We start from the raw sequence: 17,999 nt of genomic DNA, 5'->3' as shown, positions 1-17,999 counted from the left end.
ATATGGCAGAATTTTTTGATGCACTGAATGATGACCATGTCGCTTTCATCGCAAAGCAGCCGATGTTTTTTGTCGCGACCGCTGCGGCGGACGGCCGGATCAATCTCTCGCCCAAGGGCTATGATGCATTCCGGGTGCTCGGCCCTGACCGCGTCGCCTATCTGGATCTCGGCGGTTCGGGCAATGAAACCCATGCCCATCTGGTCGCTGATGGCCGGATCACCATCATGTTCAACAATTTTGCCAACCCGGCGCTGATCATGCGGCTCTATGGCACTGGAAAGCCAGTGCTGCCGCAGGATGCCGCGTGGGACGAACTGGCGGCGCATTTCGAAATCCTGCCCGGCACCCGCCAGATTTTTGACATCAGGCTCGACAATATCCAGACCAGCTGCGGCTGGGGCGTGCCGCGCATGGAAATGAAGACCGAGCGCGAGACTCTGGTCAAATATCACCGGCAGGCCGATCCGGAAGCCTGGGTCGCCAAGTCCGCCAGCCGGGTCAAAAGTATCGACGATCTGCCGACGCGTCCGTCGGACCGCTATTTTGGCGAGCAATAGGCAATGAGTCTGGTCGAATTGTCCCGGCACATGCACGGCGTCGAAGCCGAGATCATCCGTGGCCGCCTGGAATCCGCCGGCATCGGCGCGGTCTGTTTCGACAGCAATGTCAATATCGTCGAAGGCGCCGGTATTGCGCTGCCCGCCCGAGTGATGGTGCTGGCGGAGGATTTGGCCGAAGCACAGGCTATATTGGCAGAGGACGTATCTTTATGACCGGTGCCGGAAAAATTTCTCTCGCGCTGGGTGGTGGAGCCGGTCTCGGCTGGACCCATATCGGCGTGCTGCGGGCCATCGATGATTCACCGCTGGAAATCGCCGCGATCGCGGGCACATCAATCGGTGCAATTACCGGGGCCAGCTATGCCGTCGGCAAGCTCGATTATCTCGAGGACATGGCTCGCAATGTCAATTTCCGGAACATGCTTCGCTTCATGGACCCGCATTTCAAACGCGGTGCGGTCATGGGCGCACGCAATATCGAGAAAGAACTGGAGACCGAATTCGGACAGCTTACGTTCGAGGATCTGGCTTTCCCGATCGCTGCGGTTGCCGCCGACCTGCGGACCGGCGATACGATCGTGATGAAGTCGGGCAAGCTGGTGCCGGCGATCCGGGCATCCATGTCCTTGCCCGGTATCTTCAAGCCTGTGCAGCATGAAGGGCGGCTGCTGGTCGACGGTGGTGCGGCGCTGCCGGTTCCGGTGTCGCCGGTACGCGCATTGGCTCCGGAGGCCTTGTGTCTCTCGGTCAACCTGCAGGACGATTATCTCAACCGCACGATAGCCGCCGGAATTACGGAAAATTGCAGCAAGGAACCCAATAGTCTTGCGGTCGTCAAGGCGTCGATCGGCTTGTCTTTACGCAATCTCGGTCGCTATTCGCTGGCGCTCGACCCACCCGATTTCGCGATGTCACCGCCGGTCGGCCATATCGACATCCAGAACTTCACGCGCGCCGAGGAACTGATCGACATTGGCCGCCGCGAGACGGAAAAAGTCATCCCGGAAATATTGGCGAAACTTGCTGAGCGCTCTGCCTAAATATTGTGCATCTGTGCTGCAATGCACAAAATTTACTCTTTCTTAAGAGCCGCAATTTCCTAAAATTCCCTTGAATCCAAGGCCTTCCGATTCTGGCACGAGCTTTGCGAGGTGCTCCCCGGTAACAACAATAGGGGGCGTAATGAAATTTATCATAGCCATAATCAAACCGTTCAAGCTTGACGATGTTCGTGAAGCGCTGACCGGCGTCGGCGTGACCGGCATGACCGTAACCGAAGTCAAAGGCTTTGGCCGGCAAAAGGGCCAGACGGAAGTCTATCGTGGCGCGGAATATACCACCAACATGGTTCCGAAGCTGAAAATCGAGGTTGCCTGCAGCAGCGCTGTCGCGGCTCAGGCGGTCGAAGCGATTCAGACGGCCGCGGGTACGGAATCGATCGGTGATGGCAAGATCTTCACGCTCGGTCTCGAAGACGCCGTCCGCATCCGCACCGGCGAAACCGGCGACACAGCAATATAATCGGGGAAACAGATAATGAGAAAATTTTTGACGATTTCTGCGGGATTGGCGGTCATAGGTGCCGCTGCTCCTGCGCTCGCGCAGGAGGCGGTTGAAGCAGCCGACCCCAGTGCCAATACTGCTTATATCCTCAACACGCTGCTTTTCCTGATCGGTGGCTTTCTGGTCATGTGGATGGCAGCCGGTTTTGCCATGCTGGAAGCCGGACTTGTCCGGTCGAAAAATGTGTCGATGCAATGCCTGAAGAATATCGGGCTCTATTCGATCGCCGGCATCATGTTCTGGGTCATCGGCTACTCGATTGCCTATCCGGGCTTTGAAGGCGGCTATTTTGGTATTGCCGACTTCCCATATGCCATGCAGGGCGTCGGTGAAGCCGATGTCGACACCGGCTATTCCGTAGCCTCCGACTGGTTCTTCCAGATGGTCTTCTGTGCAACGACGGCGTCGATTGTATCAGGCACCGTTGCAGAACGCGTCAAGGTCATTCCATTCTTCATTTTCGTGTTCGTGCTGACCGGGTTCATCTATCCCGTGATTGTCAGCTGGGAATGGGGCGCAGGCTGGCTCGATGCAATGGGCTTCAGTGATTTCGCCGGATCTACCCTGGTCCACTCGACTGGTGGCTGGGCAGCTTTGGCTGGTGCCTTGATCGTCGGTCCCCGTCTCGGACGCTATATCAATGGCAAGGTCACAGTCATGCCAGGTTCTAGCATTCCTCTGGCAACTCTGGGTACGTTCATCCTGTGGCTCGGCTGGTTCGGTTTCAACGGTGCATCGCAGCTTGCCATGGGCACGATCAGCGATGTCAGCGATGTCTCCAAGATCTTCGTCAACACCAATATGGCTGCCGCAGCAGGTGTTGTTGTCGCGATCATCCTGACCCAGATCATGTACAAGAAGATCGACGTCACGATGGCCCTGAACGGCGCACTGGCTGGTCTGGTCTCGATAACGGCTGAGCCTCTGGCTCCTTCGGTACCGCAGGCCCTTCTGATCGGTGGTATCGGTGGCGCAATTGTCGTCTTCGCTGTTCCTCTGCTCGACAAGCTGAAGATCGACGACGTCGTCGGCGCTATCCCGGTCCACCTCATGGCCGGTATCTGGGGTACGCTGATCGTTCCTTTCTCCAACACCGAAGTGCCTTTTGTTGCACAGCTTACCGGTGTTGTTGCTACTGGCGTGTTCGTGATGGTCACGAGCTCAATCGTCTGGTTTGCGCTTAAATATACCATCGGTGTTCGTCCGACTGAAGAGCAGGAAATGCTCGGAATGGATATCGCCGAAGTGGGTGTCGAAGCCTATCCGGAATTTGCCAAAGGCTAACCAGTTTGGCGCCGGCCTTCTCCTCCCAAAATCCGGTCGGCGCCTCACCTTGTTCCTCCTGCGAACAACAAACTTCATGGCCGGTGATGTGAAAACATCCCGGCCTTTTTTTCGTCCGGCAGCCGCCTGACGGAGGCAGGGCCGGGTTCCGGTCTGTTTCATTTGCAATCACCCTGGCTGGATGTCATCTGACGGTGGATAGATCGAATGAGGAACCGCCATGTCATATCCACAGCAAATATCCGAAATCCTGAACCGGCTTGGTGTGGGTGCCGACAGGACAGGCGCCGGGGACTTGCCAGTGCATTCTCCGTTGACCGGAGAGCAAATCGCTGCGGTGCCGACCAGCCAGCCGGCTGAAGTTGAGGCGGTGGTCGATCAGGCCCATCGGGCCTTTCTGCAATGGCGCACGGTCCCCGCCCCCCGGCGCGGCGAACTGGTCCGGCTGTTTGGCAATGCCCTGCGCCTCCACAAGGAGGATCTCGCCCGACTGGTATCGATCGAAGCGGGAAAGATTCCGTCCGAAGGCGCTGGCGAAGTGCAGGAAATGATCGATATTTGCGATTTTGCCGTCGGTCTGTCGCGTCAGCTATATGGCCTGACCATCGCGTCGGAACGACCCGGCCACCGGATGATGGAGACCTGGCATCCGCTCGGCGTGGTTGGCGTGATCTCGGCATTCAATTTCCCGGTTGCTGTATGGGCCTGGAATACAGCGATCGCGCTGGTTTGTGGCAATAGCGTGGTCTGGAAACCGTCGGAGAAAACGCCGCTGACCGCCATTGCCTGCCAGGCGATTTTTGCGCGCGTGGCCGCCGATTTTGATGAAGCGCCCGAGGGTCTCGCTGGCCTCCTTATCGGCGACCGCGATGTCGGAGAGATATTGGTCGATCATCCACAGGTTCCGCTCGTTTCTGCCACCGGTTCGACCGCGATGGGCAGGGCAGTGGGGCAGCGCCTCGCCGGTCGCTTTGCCAAGTCAATCCTAGAACTCGGCGGCAATAATGCCTGTATCGTCGCGCCTTCGGCTGATCTGGCCATGGCGGTGCGCGGCATATTGTTCAGCGCGGTCGGCACGGCAGGCCAGCGCTGCACCAGCATGCGCCGGCTGTTTGTCCATGACGATATCTACGATGAACTGCTGGCTCCGCTGAAAGCCGCTTATGGAAGCATATCCGTCGGCGATCCGCTTGCTCAAGATGCACTGGTCGGGCCGCTGATTGACAAGCCAGCCTTTGACGGCATGAAGGATGCGCTGATGCAGGCCCGCGAGCAGGGCGGAATTGTCACGGGAGGTGAGCGCCATGACACGGGTGGAGCCGGCGCTTATTATGTCAAGCCGGCGCTGGTCGAGATGGAAGAGCAATCCGCGATCGTCTGCCGCGAGACATTCGCGCCGATCCTGTACGTGATGCGCTACCAGGATCTCGACGAAGCCATCGCTCTGCAAAATGCGGTCGGAGCGGGCCTGTCCTCCGCCATTTTCACCCTGAACATGCGCGAAGCCGAACAATTTCTGTCAGCCGCCGGTTCCGATTGCGGCATCGCCAATGTCAATATCGGCACGTCGGGCGCTGAAATCGGCGGAGCCTTTGGCGGCGAAAAGGAAACAGGCGGCGGCCGGGAATCCGGGTCCGACGCCTGGAAGGCCTATATGCGCCGAGCGACCAACACGATCAACTATTCCGCCGACCTGCCGCTGGCCCAGGGAGTCAATTTCGACTTCTAGGCGCAGCGTCAGGCATCCGGATCGTCTAGCCAAAATCCGCCTTGATAAATTCCGCAGCCCGTTCACCGATCATGATGCTCGTCGCATTGGTATTGCCGCTGATGATTTCCGGCATGATCGACGCATCGGCAATATAGAGGCCTTCCAGTCCGCGGAATTTCAGCCGCGCGTCAACAACCGCCCCATCATCGGAGCCCATGCGGCAGGTGCCGACCGGGTGATAGACGGTATCGGCACGGTCGCGGATCAGCGCGTCGAGATCCGCATCATTGTCCATGTTGATCGGATGCCGGTCGGTCGGCGAATATTCGGTCAGCGGCGGGCTTTCCAATATCCGTTTCATATGCCGGACACCCTTGCGCAGAGTCGCGATATCCCGGTCATCATCGAGGAAATTCGGGTCAATCGCTGGTTGCGCTTGCGGATTTCCGTCATTCAGCCTGACCGTGCCCTTGCTATGCGGCCGCAGTACGCAGGCATGACAACTGAAGCCATGGCCCTTGACGGCCTCGCGGCCATGATCTTCGAGCATCGCCGGAACGAAATGATATTGAATATCGGGGGCAGGGACATCCGGACCGCTGCTCCAGAACCCGCCGGCTTCGGCATAAGGGGTTGTCATGATCCCGGTCCGCTTGAAACGGTGCTGCAGGATCGCCTTGGCCATGCGCACCGTACCTTGCAGTGAATCGCCAATCAGTTCCTTGGATTCAGTCTGATAGCCGGAAACAAAGTCGATATGATCTTTCAGATTTTCGCCGACTTCGGACTTGTCCAGAACGACATCGACACCCTTGTCCTTCAGATGTGCTGCCGGACCAATGCCGGACAGCTGCAGGATATGCGGCGATCCAAAGGCACCGGCCGACAGGACGACAGCCTGTTTGGCGGCAATCGTCTCGCTGCTGGAACCGCGCTTGATCTGCACACCGGTAACCCGTCCCTCTTTGACAATCAGCTTCTCGACCAGTGATTTTGTCTTGATCGTCAGATTGGGACGGGAACGGCCCGGCTCGACATAGGCGCGCGCCGCAGACCAGCGTTCGCCGTCTTTCTGCGTGACCTGATAAATGCCCATGCCTTCCTGCTTCTCACCGTTGAAATCGTCGAGAATCGGCAGCTGCAGATTGCGCGCCGCTTCGACAAAGGCAACGCTTCCCGGATTGGGCCATTTCTGATCGGAGACGGAAAGCGGGCCGTCACCACCATGATATTCGTCACCGCCGCGTTCGTTGGCTTCGGACTTTTTGAAATAGGGCAGGACATCATCATAGGACCAGCCGTCGCAGCCAAGAGCCGCCCAATTGTCATAATCCCATTTATTGCCGCGAATATAGACCATCGCATTGATTGCGCTCGATCCGCCGAGACCGCGTCCCCGCGGTTGATAGCCGGTGCGGCCATTGAGGCCCTTTTGCGGCACCGTATCAAATTTCCAATTGGCGTTTTTCAGCAGGAAAGGCATCATTCCCGGCGTCTTGACGAGGAAATTATTATTGCGCCCGCCCGCTTCGATCAGGCAAACATTACGCTTGCCGTCTTCGCTCAGCCGTCCTGCGACGGCACTGCCGGCGGAACCGCCGCCGATGACGATGAAGTCAAATTCTGCCATATTCCTGTCTCTCTCCATATTCGCTGTTTGCGTATTTTGGGGAGGCTATATTGTATTGCACCGGCCGTGCACAGAGCAAATAAGCCGACAAGGGCGCCGCCGATCATATCGACCAGATAATGGGTTCCTTCGACCGGTGTGGAGAGCAGCATCGCGACGTTGATTATCAGCAAGGGCCAGCGCAAATATCGGCACTGCCAGGCCATGGCGATATAGATGACAGCGGCTGCGGTGTGAAAACTGGGAGCGCAAACCAGTCCCTGAAGCGCGCCCAGATCGACTGTACCGATCAGATTGTCCCGCAATAGCGGGAGCAGTTCGGCCTGGTAGAGGGCGCTGGTCGGCATATAGGGAATCGGACCCTGCCAGATATAAGCCAGCGGACCGACCGCGGGCATGGCAAGGAACAGCAACATGGTAATCAGCGCCGCCAGCCAGAAAGTGAACAGGAAAAGCTGCGCTAGGGCGCGCTCGCCGCTCAGGGCCAGGCCGCCAAGCAACAGTACGGGGGACATGTAGATGTTGGCATATGCAAGGCTCCCCGCGATTTGCAGCCATGGATTGGCAACAACCAGCAGATACCAGTCCATCCACTCGAACCCGAGCAATGCGTCGATACGCGCCAGTGCCGGATCGACGAATCCGCTGGTGGCGGCAGCGGCGGGATAGGTCGCGGTCGCGCCGAGCAGGCTGATGAACAGGAAGAAGCCGACATATTCGCAGAAGTCGCGGGTCACTCGCTGCCATCCGGCGACATGATCGCGCAGCAGATAACGGGCGGCGGCCAGCAGAGTCAGCGCCAGAAAATATTTGCCATTGCTGGCCTTGAGGAAATCCATGCCAAGACCGGCCCAGCCCATCATGGCGATGACGATCAGCAGGCTGCAGGCCAGCAGGGCCAATATCCAGCCCGTCGGCACGATCCGCGAGGTGGGCGCCTGATTGTTGATGTGAATATCCTGTAGATCGCTCATGTCCATGAGCAGGCCCTTTGGCAAAAGGCATCAGCAGGCCAGATATATCTATACGCCAGCGCGCGTTGACCGCGGCTGCTTCCCCCCAAAAATTTCAAATTGATTCCAATGTGCGACCCGCGTGCGAATCGTGCACGGCTGGAGGAGTCCTCAACCCTCTGAATCGCGCTTGCGCTTTTTCTTGGGGAAAGGATAGTCACAAAAATGTAATCTTGTAACAGCCTAGTTTTCGATACTGTCCTGCCAGCGCTGCTTGATCATCTCGCTGCTTTCGCGGCTGCCATCGTGGCTCCAGCCCGGCGGCTTGACGAGATAATTCCACTTGTGCCGCCAAGGTGCCGTCCACAGGTCCCTGGCAATGCCGACCCATTCATGGAAGGCGGCCCACAGCAGATTGTAACTGGTCAGGTTTTTGACGATGCCATATCGGATTTTTTCGCCATCTGTTTCCGGTTCATAGGTACCGAACATCTTGTCCCAGATGATGAAGACGCCGGCATAATTGCGGTCGAGATAACGGGGATTGGTCGCATGATGGACGCGGTGGTGCGAAGGTGTGTTCATCACCGCTTCAAACCAGCGCGGCATCCGGTCAATCGCTTCGGTGTGGATCCAATATTGATAGATAAGATTGAGACCGGCGAGGAAGAAAATCAGTGCGGGCGGGAAGCCGATCAAAAACAGCGGCATGCGGAACAGGAAGCTGAGCGCAAAAAAACCGGTCCAGGTCTGACGCAGAGCCGTGGTGAGATTATAATGCTGGCTACTGTGATGGGTGACATGCGCAGCCCAGAACCAACGGACCCGGTGTGCCGTGCGGTGAAACCAGTAATAAGCCAGATCATCCAGCACGAAGGCCAATGGCACGATCCATAGAGCGCTTGGCCAGCTTATCTCGATATCTAGGAGCCGGTACTGATAGATCCACAGGCTGAGCGCCAGGACGAAGCCGCCGGTAAGGATGCCCGCTACAACGCTGCCCGTTCCAAGGGCCAAGGATGTGAAGGCATCTTTGGTCTCGTAACGGATCTTTTTATTCTTGCGGCTCCACAGCCATTCCATGGCGACCGTGATGATGAAGAATGGGACTGCCCAATCGGTTGGGGATGGTAGACTTTCCATGACCGCGCCTATTTACACGAATGTCAGTGGCTGTCCAGTTGCCGCATCAAGTCCCGGCAGAAAGCGCATCTACCATCGCGCGTACCGGGGTGATGTCATAGCCTGCATTACCGGCAAGCCGGGCGATTTCGTCCGCTTCGACACCCTGTTTTGCTTGCGCCAGCGACCACAGCAAAGTGGATCGTGTGCCGGAACGGCAGTAGGCGAGGGCCTTGTCCCCATCGGCAAGCGCGGCGATCATGGCATCAACCTGCGGTCCGGAAAAGCCGCTGTGGCTAATCGGAATCGCGATATATTTCATCCCGGCTTCCCGCGCAGCGGCTTCAATATCTGCGCTTTGTGGCGCAGTCGGGTCTTCGCCATCGGGCCGGTTGTTGATGATCAGGCTGACGCCTTCGGCCTTGGCCGCAGCGACATCTTCCAGCGTGATTTGCGGCGAAACGCTAATATTATCGTTAATTTTACGGAACATGTTCTGGGTCTCCTGTGTCGAAATTTCTGTATTGGTGGCGGTAGCTGCGCTGCAGCCGATCAGGGCAATGGGCATCAGGGCTGGCAGGAATTTCATTTATCGACCTACGCTGCTTCGGTCACATCGCGAATGACTGCCAGAAAGGCTTCGCCATGTTTCTCGAGTTTCGCCGCGCCGATACCGGGTAGTTCGCTGAGCGCTGTCAGGCTGTTCGGCTTCAGGCCGGTCATATCACGCAGGACGCTGTCGTGAAAGATCACATAAGGCGGGACGCCCAGTTCCTTGGCCAGTTCCATCCGTTTCTTGCGCAACGCCTCGAACAAAGGATCGCCAAACGGATTGGGAGACGCGCTGCTGCCGCGCCTTTTGCGTGATGTCCGCTTGGGCGGTTCGACAATGGCGATTTCCTGTTCGCCCTTTAGAATCTTGCGCGCCTCGGGGCCGAACATCAAGCCGCCATGTTCGGTATTGCGTAGCGCATCGCGGAGCAAAAGTGAGCGGGATACCGGCTTGATCAGCTGTGCTTCTTCTTCCCCAACAATGTCGAAAACCGAAAGCTGGTCATGACCGCGCGAGAGGATTTTTTCATCCTGTTTTCCAGTGAGTACCGCCTCGAGATGGGTGACGCCGAAACTCTGGCCAGTGCGATAGACGGCGGACAGGAATTTGCGCGCCAGTTCGGTGACATTTCGGGTGTCCGGGGCGTTCAGGCAATTGTCGCAATTGCCGCATTGCGCCGGCGGGTTCTCGCCGAAGTGACGAAGCAGCACGGCACGGCGGCAACCCGGAGTTTCCACCAGTCCGCCGAGCGCCGCCAGCCTTGTCCGCTCGCTTTCCAGCCGGGTCTCGTCGATTTCTCCCAGCCGCTGCCGCGCTTTTGCGAAATCCTCCGCGCCCCAGAACATATGGGCCTCGGCCGGATCGCCGTCGCGGCCGGCGCGACCGGTTTCCTGATAATAAGCCTCAATCGACTTGGGCAGTCCGGCATGGGCGACAAAGCGCACATCCGGCTTGTCGATGCCCATGCCGAAGGCAATGGTCGCGACCATCACCATATCTTCGGAGGCGACGAAATCATGCTGGTTCTGCTGGCGGACTTCCGGCGGCAGACCCGCATGATAGGCACGGGCGCTGCGTCCGGTGGCAGCGATCTGGCTGGCCATTTTTTCGGTTGCTGCCCTGGTCTGGGCATAGACGATGCCTGGTCCCGGAACGCGCTCGACCAAGTCCCCGATCTGCCGTGCCAAGCCGCTGCGCGGGCTCATGCTGTAGCGGATATTGGGCCGGTCAAAGCCGGCGAGGATCAGACCGTCTTGCTCGATTCCCAGCTGCACCAGTATGTCGTCGCGTGTATGCGCGTCGGCCGTGGCGGTCAGCGCCAGCCGTGGCACCGAAGCAAAATGGTCGAGAAGGGGGCGGAGCAAACGGTAGTCGGGCCGGAAATCATGGCCCCATTCGGAAACGCAATGCGCTTCATCAATGGCGAAGAGCGAAATATCGGTCTGCTCGAGCAATTCGCGGAAATGCGACTGCGACGCGCGTTCCGGCGCGGCGTAGAGCAGGTCCAGTTCACCGGCCTTCAGACGGGCAATTGTCTCGGCGCGATTGTCGTCAGCGGAAGTGAGGGTGGCCGCCCTGATCCCCACCGCTTCGGCGCTGCGCAACTGGTCGTGCATCAGCGCGATCAGCGGAGATATCACGATGGTCGTGCCTTCATTGGCTATGGCGGGCAACTGGTAGCAGAGCGATTTGCCGGAACCGGTCGGCATCACGGCCAGCGTATTTTGCTTCGCCATCACCCGCTCCATCACCTGATCCTGCATGCCGCGAAAGCTGCTGTAGCCGAAGGTCGATTTGAGCAGGGGAAGGAGGGCTTCGGTCATGGACTATTCCCTAGCCAGAGACGGCACTATGTGAAACCGCAAAAGCGAAAATTGACCGAAATTGTAATCCGGACTGATGGTCACGCCTTCTCCCGCTGGTCCTCGGCCTGCCGCTTCCACATGTCGGCATAAAGCCCGCGCTTGACCAGCAACTGCCGGTGGCTGCCGCGTTCGGCAATGCGGCCTTCGTTGAGCACGATGATCTCGTCAGCATGGGTGATCGTCGAGAGCCGGTGCGCGATGATCAATGTCGTCCGGCGCTCCGATATCTTGGCCAGCGTCGCCTGGATTTCATCCTCGGTGCGGCTGTCGAGCGCCGAGGTGGCTTCATCCAATATGAGGATCGGCGGGTTCTTGAGCAGGGTCCGCGCAATCGCCACACGCTGCTTTTCGCCACCGGACAATTTCAGCCCGCGCTCGCCAACCTGTGTATCATAGCCGTCGGGCAGCTTGGCGATAAAGCCGTCCAGCGCTGCCCCGCGCGCGGCTTCCTCGATCTCGGCCTGGGTTGCGCCTTCCCGGCCATAGCCGATATTATAGCCGATGCTGTCGTTGAACAATACGCTGTCCTGCGGGACAATGCCGATCGCGCCGCGCAGGCTGTGCTGGGTGACTTCGGCTATATCCTGATCGTCGATCAATATCCGTCCGGCTTGCGGATCATAGAAACGGAACAGCAGCCGGGCGATCGTCGACTTGCCGGCACCCGAAGGCCCGACAATGGCCAGCGTCCCGTCGGGTGGTACCTCGAAATCGAGCTCGTGCAATATCTGGCGATCCTTGTCATAGTTGAAGACAACATTCTCGAACCGCACCGTGCCGTCGGAAACCCGCAGCGGCTTCGCGCCCGGCTTGTCGACCACCTCTTGCTCCGTGTCGATCAGCTTGAACATCGCGTCCATGTCGACCAGACCCTGCCGGATGGTGCGATAGACCATGCCGAGCAGGTCGAGCGGCCGGAACAGCTGCATCAGCAACGCGTTGACCAATACCAGATCGCCGACCGTCAGATCACCCTGTTGCCAGCCGTAAACGCTGAACGCCATGGCGCCGATCATCGTCAGATTGGTGATGATCGACTGGCCGATATTGAGCAGGCCAAGCGAATTTTCCGACTTTACTGCCGCCGCAGCCCAGTCTTTCATCGCCTTGTCATAGCGCTCGGCCTCGCGCTGTTCGGCAGTGAAATATTTGACTGTCTCGTAATTGAGCAGGGCATCGACAGAGCGGCCAATCACCCGCGTATCCATGTCATTCATTTTCGCCCGAAGCGCATTGCGCCAGTCGGTCACCTTGCGGGTGAAGGTGATGTAGATGGCGACCATCGCCATCGTCGCAGCGACCAGACCGAAGCCGAATTTGATCTGGAAGATGATCAACACCGCAGTCAGTTCAACGACCGTCGGAGCGATGTTGAACAGCAGGAAATAGAGCATGATATCGATGCTCTTTGTGCCGCGTTCGATGATCTTGGTGACTTCGCCAGTGCGCCGGCCGAGATGAAAGCGCAGCGACAGGCTGTGGAGGTGCGTGAAGACATTGGTGGCAAGGCGGCGCGCGGCCTGCTGGCCGACCTTTTCAAACACGATGTTCCGCAGATTGTCGAACATAACCTGACCAAAGCGCGCCAGTCCATAAGCAGCGACCAGCGACAGCAAAACCGTCAGTTCGGTACCCAGTGCATCGCCCGACATGCCATCAATCACCGCCTTGTAGATGAACGGCATGGTGAGGACCGCTGCCTTGGCGCACAGGACCAGCAATCCCGCCACAATGATTCGCAGCCTCAGTCCCGGCTCACCCTTGGGCCAGAGATAGGGCAGGAAACGCTTGAGCGTGGGGATCATCGGCGGGTCGATCTGACCCTGGGTAGCATAATCAGGTGGCATGGCCCCGGATGTAGGACCGCCCGCCGATAAAGTCTATCCGGCTAAAGTTTCAGCGGGCCGGACCGTCAAAAACTGCCGCTGACGGTCAACCGGTAAATCAGGCCGAATTGGCGGCTGCGATCTTCGACAAAGGCAATCGGGCCATTGCGCCGGCCCCGGATGAATCCACGGTCCAGATCCCCGGGCTGACCCAGAAGATCGCCAAAGGCCGTGCGGGTGAAATTCTCGGCGCGACCGAAGAGATTGCCCAGATTGGCCTGCACGGTCAGCCCCAGCACGTCCTTATGCTCGACAAATATCCAGCTATAGGGCGCGGCTGTGCGAAAGCGGGTGATCTGGTCCAGTCGCAGAAAATCCGAGTAGCGGGATTCTTCAACGCCGGCGCCCCATGCCCAGTTGCTGCCGGGAATATCATGCCGCAAACTGGCTTCATAGGTGAATATCTTGTCATCGCTGATCCGCCGGTGGATGCCTGTCAGCGGATCGCGCAACGCGCTCTTGCGAACTTCGCCTTCGATATCCAGCTTTGCTCCGGTCCAGCCTATGGGATCGAACAATATGCTGGTCACCATTTCCACGCCATAGCTGGTCGCGCTGTCCAGATTGCCGCGCGCCTCGGTGGTGGCGGTGATCGGGATGGAATCGACGATATCGCTGATCTTCTCGCCATAAAGGTTGACGGTCAGCGACCCCCAGGGCCCCAGCTTCTGCGTCGTCTCCAGTTCCGCTCGCCAGCTTTGCGGTGGCACCAGTCCCGGGTTCCCGGCATTTCCGCTATTCTGTGACACATCGACCGACTCGACAAAATCGAAGAAATTGAGCTGACCGACCGACCGTTCGACCTTCAGGCTGACATCGAGCCCGGGTTCCGGCCGCCAGGCCAGCGAGACGGATCCCTTGGGACGAATGAAGGACCGGCTCTCGCCTTTTGCCCCGCTCTGGCTGATCTTGCTATATTCGCCGCCCAAAGTTGCCTGGAGGTTCAGATTGTCTGTAAGTGGCCGCCCATAGGAGCCGATGATTTCTCCGCGATATTCGGTGACCTTGCTATTGGCGTTGGTCAGCGCGACTGGCTGGAATATCCCCTGGGCATCGAGCACCGCCAGCGCCGCTTGATTATCGAGGAAATTATAGGCGCCTTCGACGCTGACGCCCCAGTCGGTCCCGCCCGCAGTTTTCCAGCCATATTCGGCGCGCAGGATCGACTCTCCTTCATCGGTCACCGGGTCAAACCGGCTGCTTTTGGCGGGCGTGACTCCGTCAAAGAATGTCTGACCGAAAAAATCACTCACCGGACTATGTTCCAGCCGCTGCAAACCGATCAGCTTTAACCGCCCGGTGCCAAGAGAAAACTCATAGTCGGCACTGAATTCGGCATTCCATTCATTCTCGCTGCTGGAATAGAGCTCGAAAATATCCGGTTGGCCAGCCTGCGTGCGATCAGTGGCGACCGTTTCCCGTTTCCGGAACAGCTGATAGGCAGCATTGGCGTTGAACACCGAACCGCCCGCACTCGCAATGGTATAAGCTGCGCTCAGTTTCGGTCGATCCTGAGAATAGCGGGCGACCTCGTCGCGTTCGAACAGCAGGTTGCCAAATCGGTCGGTAACCTGTTCCGGCCCTTCGACCCCATTTCGCGCGGCATCATTTTCGATCGACAGGGTGAAATCGCCTTTGCCCAGCTTGCTGCTGACCGACGCTTCTCCGGAAAACCAGTTGCTACCCGAGCGCCGCCATCGCGGATCCCATTTGAAATTGCCACTAGGGCCGCTGGTTTCGTTCACGTTGGTCACGAGATTGAGCACCTGCCCGGACAGGCCGGAAATACTCAGCGTGGCACCGTCGACAATTTCGATCCGGACCACATTCGCCGCCGAAATCCTGCCGAGAAACGTAAAGGCGTCATTATTCTTGCCCGAGATACGCGCGCCATTGATCAGGACATTTTCGTCGGCCTGACCCAGGCCGCGTTCATCGCTGTCTCCGGTATCAATGGTGAAGCCGGGCACCTGACGGACCATGTCCAGTGCCGTGCGGGGATTGAAACGGGAAAATTGTCCTGCATCATATATCTGGCGTCCGCTTTCCGTGCGCGGTTGCAAGGAAGTAAGGCTTGCCGTCTGGGCCTGCGCGGCAGTGGGGAAGAGGGATGACGCAATTATCGCACCTGTGGCAATGCCGGTCAAAACCCGTAATCTGTCGTTCAAGATATTCCCCCAAAAGCCGTTCGTTTCGAATGGAGCGCTGCTATGCTCGATTGGTTGCAGCCGATACCGGCTTTCGATAAACTACGTTCGTAGTCGGACAAACAGCGTTGCCCATCTTGGGTGATAAGCCTCTCTAATCTCAATGCTTGTTAGAAAAAAGCACCCAGGCTGCCGCGCAATTGGCAAGCGTATAGATAAAATAGAAAATCACGGCGGTGAGCATACCCATATTGGCAAAAATCATCGCCGCGACGAGCATGAAAAACTCCAGAAAATAGCTGCCATGGGGACCGAGTATTTTCCGGAAACTGCCACGCGCTTCAGCCATGATCGGATGGTTGCTCTCGAGCATGGCCTTGTGCATGGCGAAATTGCCGATGCCGCACAGGAAGATGATAAAAATATACATGGCTTCAATATAAGCCCATTTGCAGCCATTGTCATTCGCGGACAGAACATTCCTTCAGTCACGGACGAAGAAGCGGTCAGAAATTATCTGGCCGGCCCTCCCTTGAGTGTCTTGCGGAGGGAAGGGGGGCTGATCCCGGTGTAAACGCGGTGTAAGGCAAATTGGCTCCCCGCGACGATGATGAAAACAACGTACCGCCTGACCATATTAGAGGTCAAAACTCGAAAACCGGGTCGATCGGAATGGCGCATCCCATGCGGCCAACCGGCAGGACCCGATAATAAAGGGCCCGATAACAATTCGCCATTGGTGCAACCTCGGACTGCGTCCGGCGTATCTATGATGCCGGGCGCGTGCCTGGTATAACAGGAGTATCGTTGATGTCGTCTTTTTCACTTTATATGATCGGCTTTTTCGTTTTCGTTGGCGGGCTGGCTTATGGCGCATTTTTGCTGGGCGCTCCGCCAACCTATATCGCGGTTGGAGCGGTTATACTGGTTGGAATAGGGCTAATGTCAGCAACCAACCGCACCCGTACGCGCGACCTGTCGCCGGATGCCGCTGTTGCAGAGACGACGACCACGACAACACGCCGGGACATTTAAACCCGTAACCGATCGGGCGATATTCCGCCAAATCAGATCAGCTCGGCCCTTGCCGCTCAATCGCCTCTGATTGGCGGCGCATTTTCGCGTTCCGTCTTTTTTGGACGAACAACCACGAATATTGTTCGTGGTTGCGGGCTGGGATTGTCTCGCGATATCAGGCGCTCTCGAGCAATCCTTCCTTCTTGATCTTCTCCTGCCAAACCAGCGGGGCCAGATGGTGCACGCTTTGCCCTTCGGCATCGACCGCCACCGTGACCGGCATGTCCTGTACTTCAAATTCGTAGATCGCTTCCATGCCGAGCTCTTCAAAGCCGACAATCTTCGATCCCTTGATTGCCCGCGACACCAGATAGGCGCTGCCGCCGACCGCCATCAGATAGGCGCTCTTGTGCTTCTTGATCGAACCGATCGTGTCCAGCCCGCGTTCGGCCTTGCCGACCATCGCCAGCAGGCCCTGTTCGAGCATCATGTCCGTGAACTTGTCCATCCGCGTTGCGGTGGTCGGACCGGCCGGACCGACCACTTCCTCGCCAACCGGATCGACTGGGCCAACATAATAGATGACCCGGCCCTTGAATTCGACCGGCAATTCTTCGCCTGCGTCCAGCATATCCTTGATCTTCTTGTGCGCAGCGTCGCGACCGGTCAGCATCTTGCCATTGAGCAACAGGCGGTCGCCATGCTTCCATGTTGCGACTTCTGCCGCGTCCAGCTGGTCGAGATGCACCCGCTTGGCTTCCGATGACGGTGTCCAGTTGACGTCCGGCCATTCCTCTAGCTTCGGCGCTTCGAGATAGGCGGGGCCGCTGCCATCGAGCGTGAAATGGGCATGGCGGGTGGCGGCGCAATTGGGGATCATTGCAACCGGCTTGCCCGCCGCATGGCAGGGCCAGTCGTTGATCTTGACGTCGAGGATGGTCGACAGTCCGCCCAGTCCCTGCGCGCCAATGCCCAGCGCATTGACCTTGTCGAAAATCTCGATGCGCATTTCCTCGATATCGTTGCGCGGGCCGCGCTCCTTCAGCGGACCCATGTCGATCGGGTCCATCAGGCTCTGCTTGGCGAGCAATACGGCGCGTTCGGCGGTGCCACCGATACCGATGCCGAGCATGCCGGGCGGGCACCAGCCGGCGCCCATCTGCGGGATCATTTCCAGCACCCAGTCGACGATATTGTCGCTCGGGTTCATCATCTTGAACTTGGATTTATTCTCCGATCCGCCGCCCTTGGCCGCGACATCGACGGAGACCTTGTCGCCGGGCACCATCTCGACATGCAGCACGCTTGGCGTGTTGTCCTTGGTGTTGCGCCGGGTGAAGGCGGGATCGGCGAGGATCGAGGCGCGCAGCTTGTTCTCCGGATGGAGATAGGCGCGGCGAACACCTTCATCGACAATTTCCTGCATCGATTGCGATGTATCGTCGAGCCGGCAATCCATGCCCCATTTGACGAAGACATTGACGATACCCGTATCCTGACAAATCGGCCGGTGCCCCTCGGCACACATTTTCGAATTGGTCAGGATCTGCGCAATCGCATCCTTGGCTGCCGGAGATTTCTCCGCGTCATAGGCTTTGCCGAGCGCCCGGATATAATCCATCGGATGATAGTAAGAGATAAATTGCAGCGCATCGGCGACGCTTTCAATGAGATCGGCGGTCTTGATGGTGACGGTCATATTGGC

The 17,999-nt window shown here is 58.1% G+C and carries 16 protein-coding genes; 7 read left to right on the top strand and 9 right to left on the bottom strand.

All coding sequences use genetic code 11. The annotated features are described in order from the left end of the window. Window positions 1–2 precede the first annotated feature (2 nt). The 6 genes from AZE99_RS11220 to amaB all read left to right on the top strand — a co-directional run bounded on the left by AZE99_RS11220 (window position 3) and on the right by amaB (window position 5,139). Window positions 3–560, top strand: a complete 558-nt coding sequence (locus AZE99_RS11220) for a pyridoxamine 5'-phosphate oxidase family protein (protein WP_067201069.1) — start codon at window positions 3–5, stop codon at window positions 558–560. 3 nt (window positions 561–563) lie between these two features. After that, the gene (locus tag AZE99_RS11215; RefSeq protein WP_067201066.1) at window positions 564–776 is read left to right on the top strand and encodes a putative signal transducing protein; all 213 of its coding nucleotides are present in this window, start codon (window positions 564–566) and stop codon (window positions 774–776) included. After that, a complete protein-coding gene (locus AZE99_RS11210; protein ID WP_067201063.1) occupies window positions 773–1,603 on the top strand; it encodes a patatin-like phospholipase family protein in 831 nt (276 codons plus the stop codon). The genes AZE99_RS11215 and AZE99_RS11210 overlap by 4 nt, the downstream gene beginning before the upstream one ends. Window positions 1,604–1,745: 142 nt before the next feature. Continuing rightward, window positions 1,746–2,084 (top strand): P-II family nitrogen regulator, encoded by a 339-nt coding sequence (locus tag AZE99_RS11205; protein ID WP_067201060.1) that lies wholly within the window; start codon window positions 1,746–1,748, stop codon window positions 2,082–2,084. Between the two features lie 15 nt (window positions 2,085–2,099). Next, complete coding sequence (locus AZE99_RS11200; RefSeq protein ID WP_067201058.1) at window positions 2,100–3,410, top strand: ammonium transporter; 1,311 nt, start codon at window positions 2,100–2,102, stop codon at window positions 3,408–3,410. Window positions 3,411–3,630: 220 nt separating this feature from the next. Next, window positions 3,631–5,139 carry an L-piperidine-6-carboxylate dehydrogenase gene (amaB, locus tag AZE99_RS11195; protein WP_067201055.1) on the top strand — a complete coding sequence of 503 codons (1,509 nt, stop codon included), beginning with the start codon at window positions 3,631–3,633 and terminating at the stop codon, window positions 5,137–5,139. Window positions 5,140–5,164: 25 nt separating this feature from the next. Here the strand turns inward: amaB and AZE99_RS11190 are convergent, their stop codons facing one another. The 8 genes from AZE99_RS11190 to AZE99_RS11155 all read right to left on the bottom strand — a co-directional run bounded on the left by AZE99_RS11190 (window position 5,165) and on the right by AZE99_RS11155 (window position 15,707). Then, the gene (locus tag AZE99_RS11190; RefSeq protein WP_067201053.1) at window positions 5,165–6,751 is read right to left on the bottom strand and encodes a GMC family oxidoreductase; all 1,587 of its coding nucleotides are present in this window, start codon (window positions 6,749–6,751) and stop codon (window positions 5,165–5,167) included. After that, window positions 6,685–7,725 (bottom strand): phosphatase PAP2 family protein, encoded by a 1,041-nt coding sequence (locus AZE99_RS11185; RefSeq protein WP_231862597.1) that lies wholly within the window; start codon window positions 7,723–7,725, stop codon window positions 6,685–6,687. Before AZE99_RS11185 ends, AZE99_RS11190 begins: the two co-directional genes overlap by 67 nt. A 222-nt stretch (window positions 7,726–7,947) precedes the next feature. Continuing rightward, window positions 7,948–8,847 carry a sterol desaturase family protein gene (locus AZE99_RS11180; RefSeq protein ID WP_067201050.1) on the bottom strand — a complete coding sequence of 300 codons (900 nt, stop codon included), beginning with the start codon at window positions 8,845–8,847 and terminating at the stop codon, window positions 7,948–7,950. Between the two features lie 46 nt (window positions 8,848–8,893). Then, on the bottom strand, window positions 8,894–9,319 hold the full coding sequence (locus AZE99_RS11175) for a TIGR01244 family sulfur transferase (RefSeq protein ID WP_067203588.1): 426 nt from the start codon (window positions 9,317–9,319) through the stop codon (window positions 8,894–8,896). 104 nt (window positions 9,320–9,423) lie between these two features. After that, entirely contained in the window at window positions 9,424–11,202 is a 1,779-nt protein-coding gene (gene recQ, locus AZE99_RS11170; RefSeq protein WP_067201048.1) for a DNA helicase RecQ, read from the bottom strand. Between the two features lie 80 nt (window positions 11,203–11,282). Then, window positions 11,283–13,091, bottom strand: a complete 1,809-nt coding sequence (locus AZE99_RS11165; protein ID WP_067201045.1) for an ABCB family ABC transporter ATP-binding protein/permease — start codon at window positions 13,089–13,091, stop codon at window positions 11,283–11,285. Window positions 13,092–13,156: 65 nt separating this feature from the next. Further along, window positions 13,157–15,298, bottom strand: coding sequence for a TonB-dependent receptor plug domain-containing protein (locus tag AZE99_RS11160; protein WP_197460173.1), 2,142 nt, complete (start codon window positions 15,296–15,298; stop codon window positions 13,157–13,159). A 139-nt stretch (window positions 15,299–15,437) separates the two neighbouring features. After that, window positions 15,438–15,707, bottom strand: a complete 270-nt coding sequence (locus AZE99_RS11155) for a hypothetical protein (protein WP_067201040.1) — start codon at window positions 15,705–15,707, stop codon at window positions 15,438–15,440. Between the two features lie 380 nt (window positions 15,708–16,087). Here AZE99_RS11155 and AZE99_RS11150 point away from each other — a divergent pair, with 380 nt between their 5' ends. Further along, on the top strand, window positions 16,088–16,312 hold the full coding sequence (locus tag AZE99_RS11150) for a hypothetical protein (protein ID WP_067201038.1): 225 nt from the start codon (window positions 16,088–16,090) through the stop codon (window positions 16,310–16,312). A gap of 157 nt (window positions 16,313–16,469) precedes the next feature. Here the strand turns inward: AZE99_RS11150 and AZE99_RS11145 are convergent, their stop codons facing one another. Then, window positions 16,470–17,993, bottom strand: coding sequence for a fumarate hydratase (locus tag AZE99_RS11145; protein WP_067201035.1), 1,524 nt, complete (start codon window positions 17,991–17,993; stop codon window positions 16,470–16,472). Window positions 17,994–17,999 lie beyond the last annotated feature (6 nt).

It is taken from the genome of Sphingorhabdus sp. M41 (assembly GCF_001586275.1).
Classification (GTDB): domain Bacteria; phylum Pseudomonadota; class Alphaproteobacteria; order Sphingomonadales; family Sphingomonadaceae; genus Parasphingorhabdus.
The sequence above is the reverse complement of the archived record's forward strand: the minus strand, read 5'-3'. Positions and strand labels throughout refer to the sequence as shown.

What these genes read in the sequence shown, in the direction of transcription:
- AZE99_RS11220 (WP_067201069.1), top strand. Translation starts at nt 3, where the DNA reads ATGGCAGAATTTTTTGATGCACTGAATGATGACCATGTCGCTTTCATC.
- AZE99_RS11215 (WP_067201066.1), top strand. Translation starts at nt 564, where the DNA reads ATGAGTCTGGTCGAATTGTCCCGGCACATGCACGGCGTCGAAGCCGAG.
- AZE99_RS11210 (WP_067201063.1), top strand. Translation starts at nt 773, where the DNA reads ATGACCGGTGCCGGAAAAATTTCTCTCGCGCTGGGTGGTGGAGCCGGT.
- AZE99_RS11205 (WP_067201060.1), top strand. Translation starts at nt 1,746, where the DNA reads ATGAAATTTATCATAGCCATAATCAAACCGTTCAAGCTTGACGATGTT.
- AZE99_RS11200 (WP_067201058.1), top strand. Translation starts at nt 2,100, where the DNA reads ATGAGAAAATTTTTGACGATTTCTGCGGGATTGGCGGTCATAGGTGCC.
- amaB (WP_067201055.1), top strand. Translation starts at nt 3,631, where the DNA reads ATGTCATATCCACAGCAAATATCCGAAATCCTGAACCGGCTTGGTGTG.
- AZE99_RS11190 (WP_067201053.1), bottom strand. Translation starts at nt 6,751, where the DNA reads ATGGCAGAATTTGACTTCATCGTCATCGGCGGCGGTTCCGCCGGCAGT.
- AZE99_RS11185 (WP_231862597.1), bottom strand. Translation starts at nt 7,725, where the DNA reads ATGAGCGATCTACAGGATATTCACATCAACAATCAGGCGCCCACCTCG.
- AZE99_RS11180 (WP_067201050.1), bottom strand. Translation starts at nt 8,847, where the DNA reads ATGGAAAGTCTACCATCCCCAACCGATTGGGCAGTCCCATTCTTCATC.
- AZE99_RS11175 (WP_067203588.1), bottom strand. Translation starts at nt 9,319, where the DNA reads ATGTTCCGTAAAATTAACGATAATATTAGCGTTTCGCCGCAAATCACG.
- recQ (WP_067201048.1), bottom strand. Translation starts at nt 11,202, where the DNA reads ATGACCGAAGCCCTCCTTCCCCTGCTCAAATCGACCTTCGGCTACAGC.
- AZE99_RS11165 (WP_067201045.1), bottom strand. Translation starts at nt 13,091, where the DNA reads ATGCCACCTGATTATGCTACCCAGGGTCAGATCGACCCGCCGATGATC.
- AZE99_RS11155 (WP_067201040.1), bottom strand. Translation starts at nt 15,707, where the DNA reads ATGTATATTTTTATCATCTTCCTGTGCGGCATCGGCAATTTCGCCATG.
- AZE99_RS11150 (WP_067201038.1), top strand. Translation starts at nt 16,088, where the DNA reads ATGTCGTCTTTTTCACTTTATATGATCGGCTTTTTCGTTTTCGTTGGC.
- AZE99_RS11145 (WP_067201035.1), bottom strand. Translation starts at nt 17,993, where the DNA reads ATGACCGTCACCATCAAGACCGCCGATCTCATTGAAAGCGTCGCCGAT.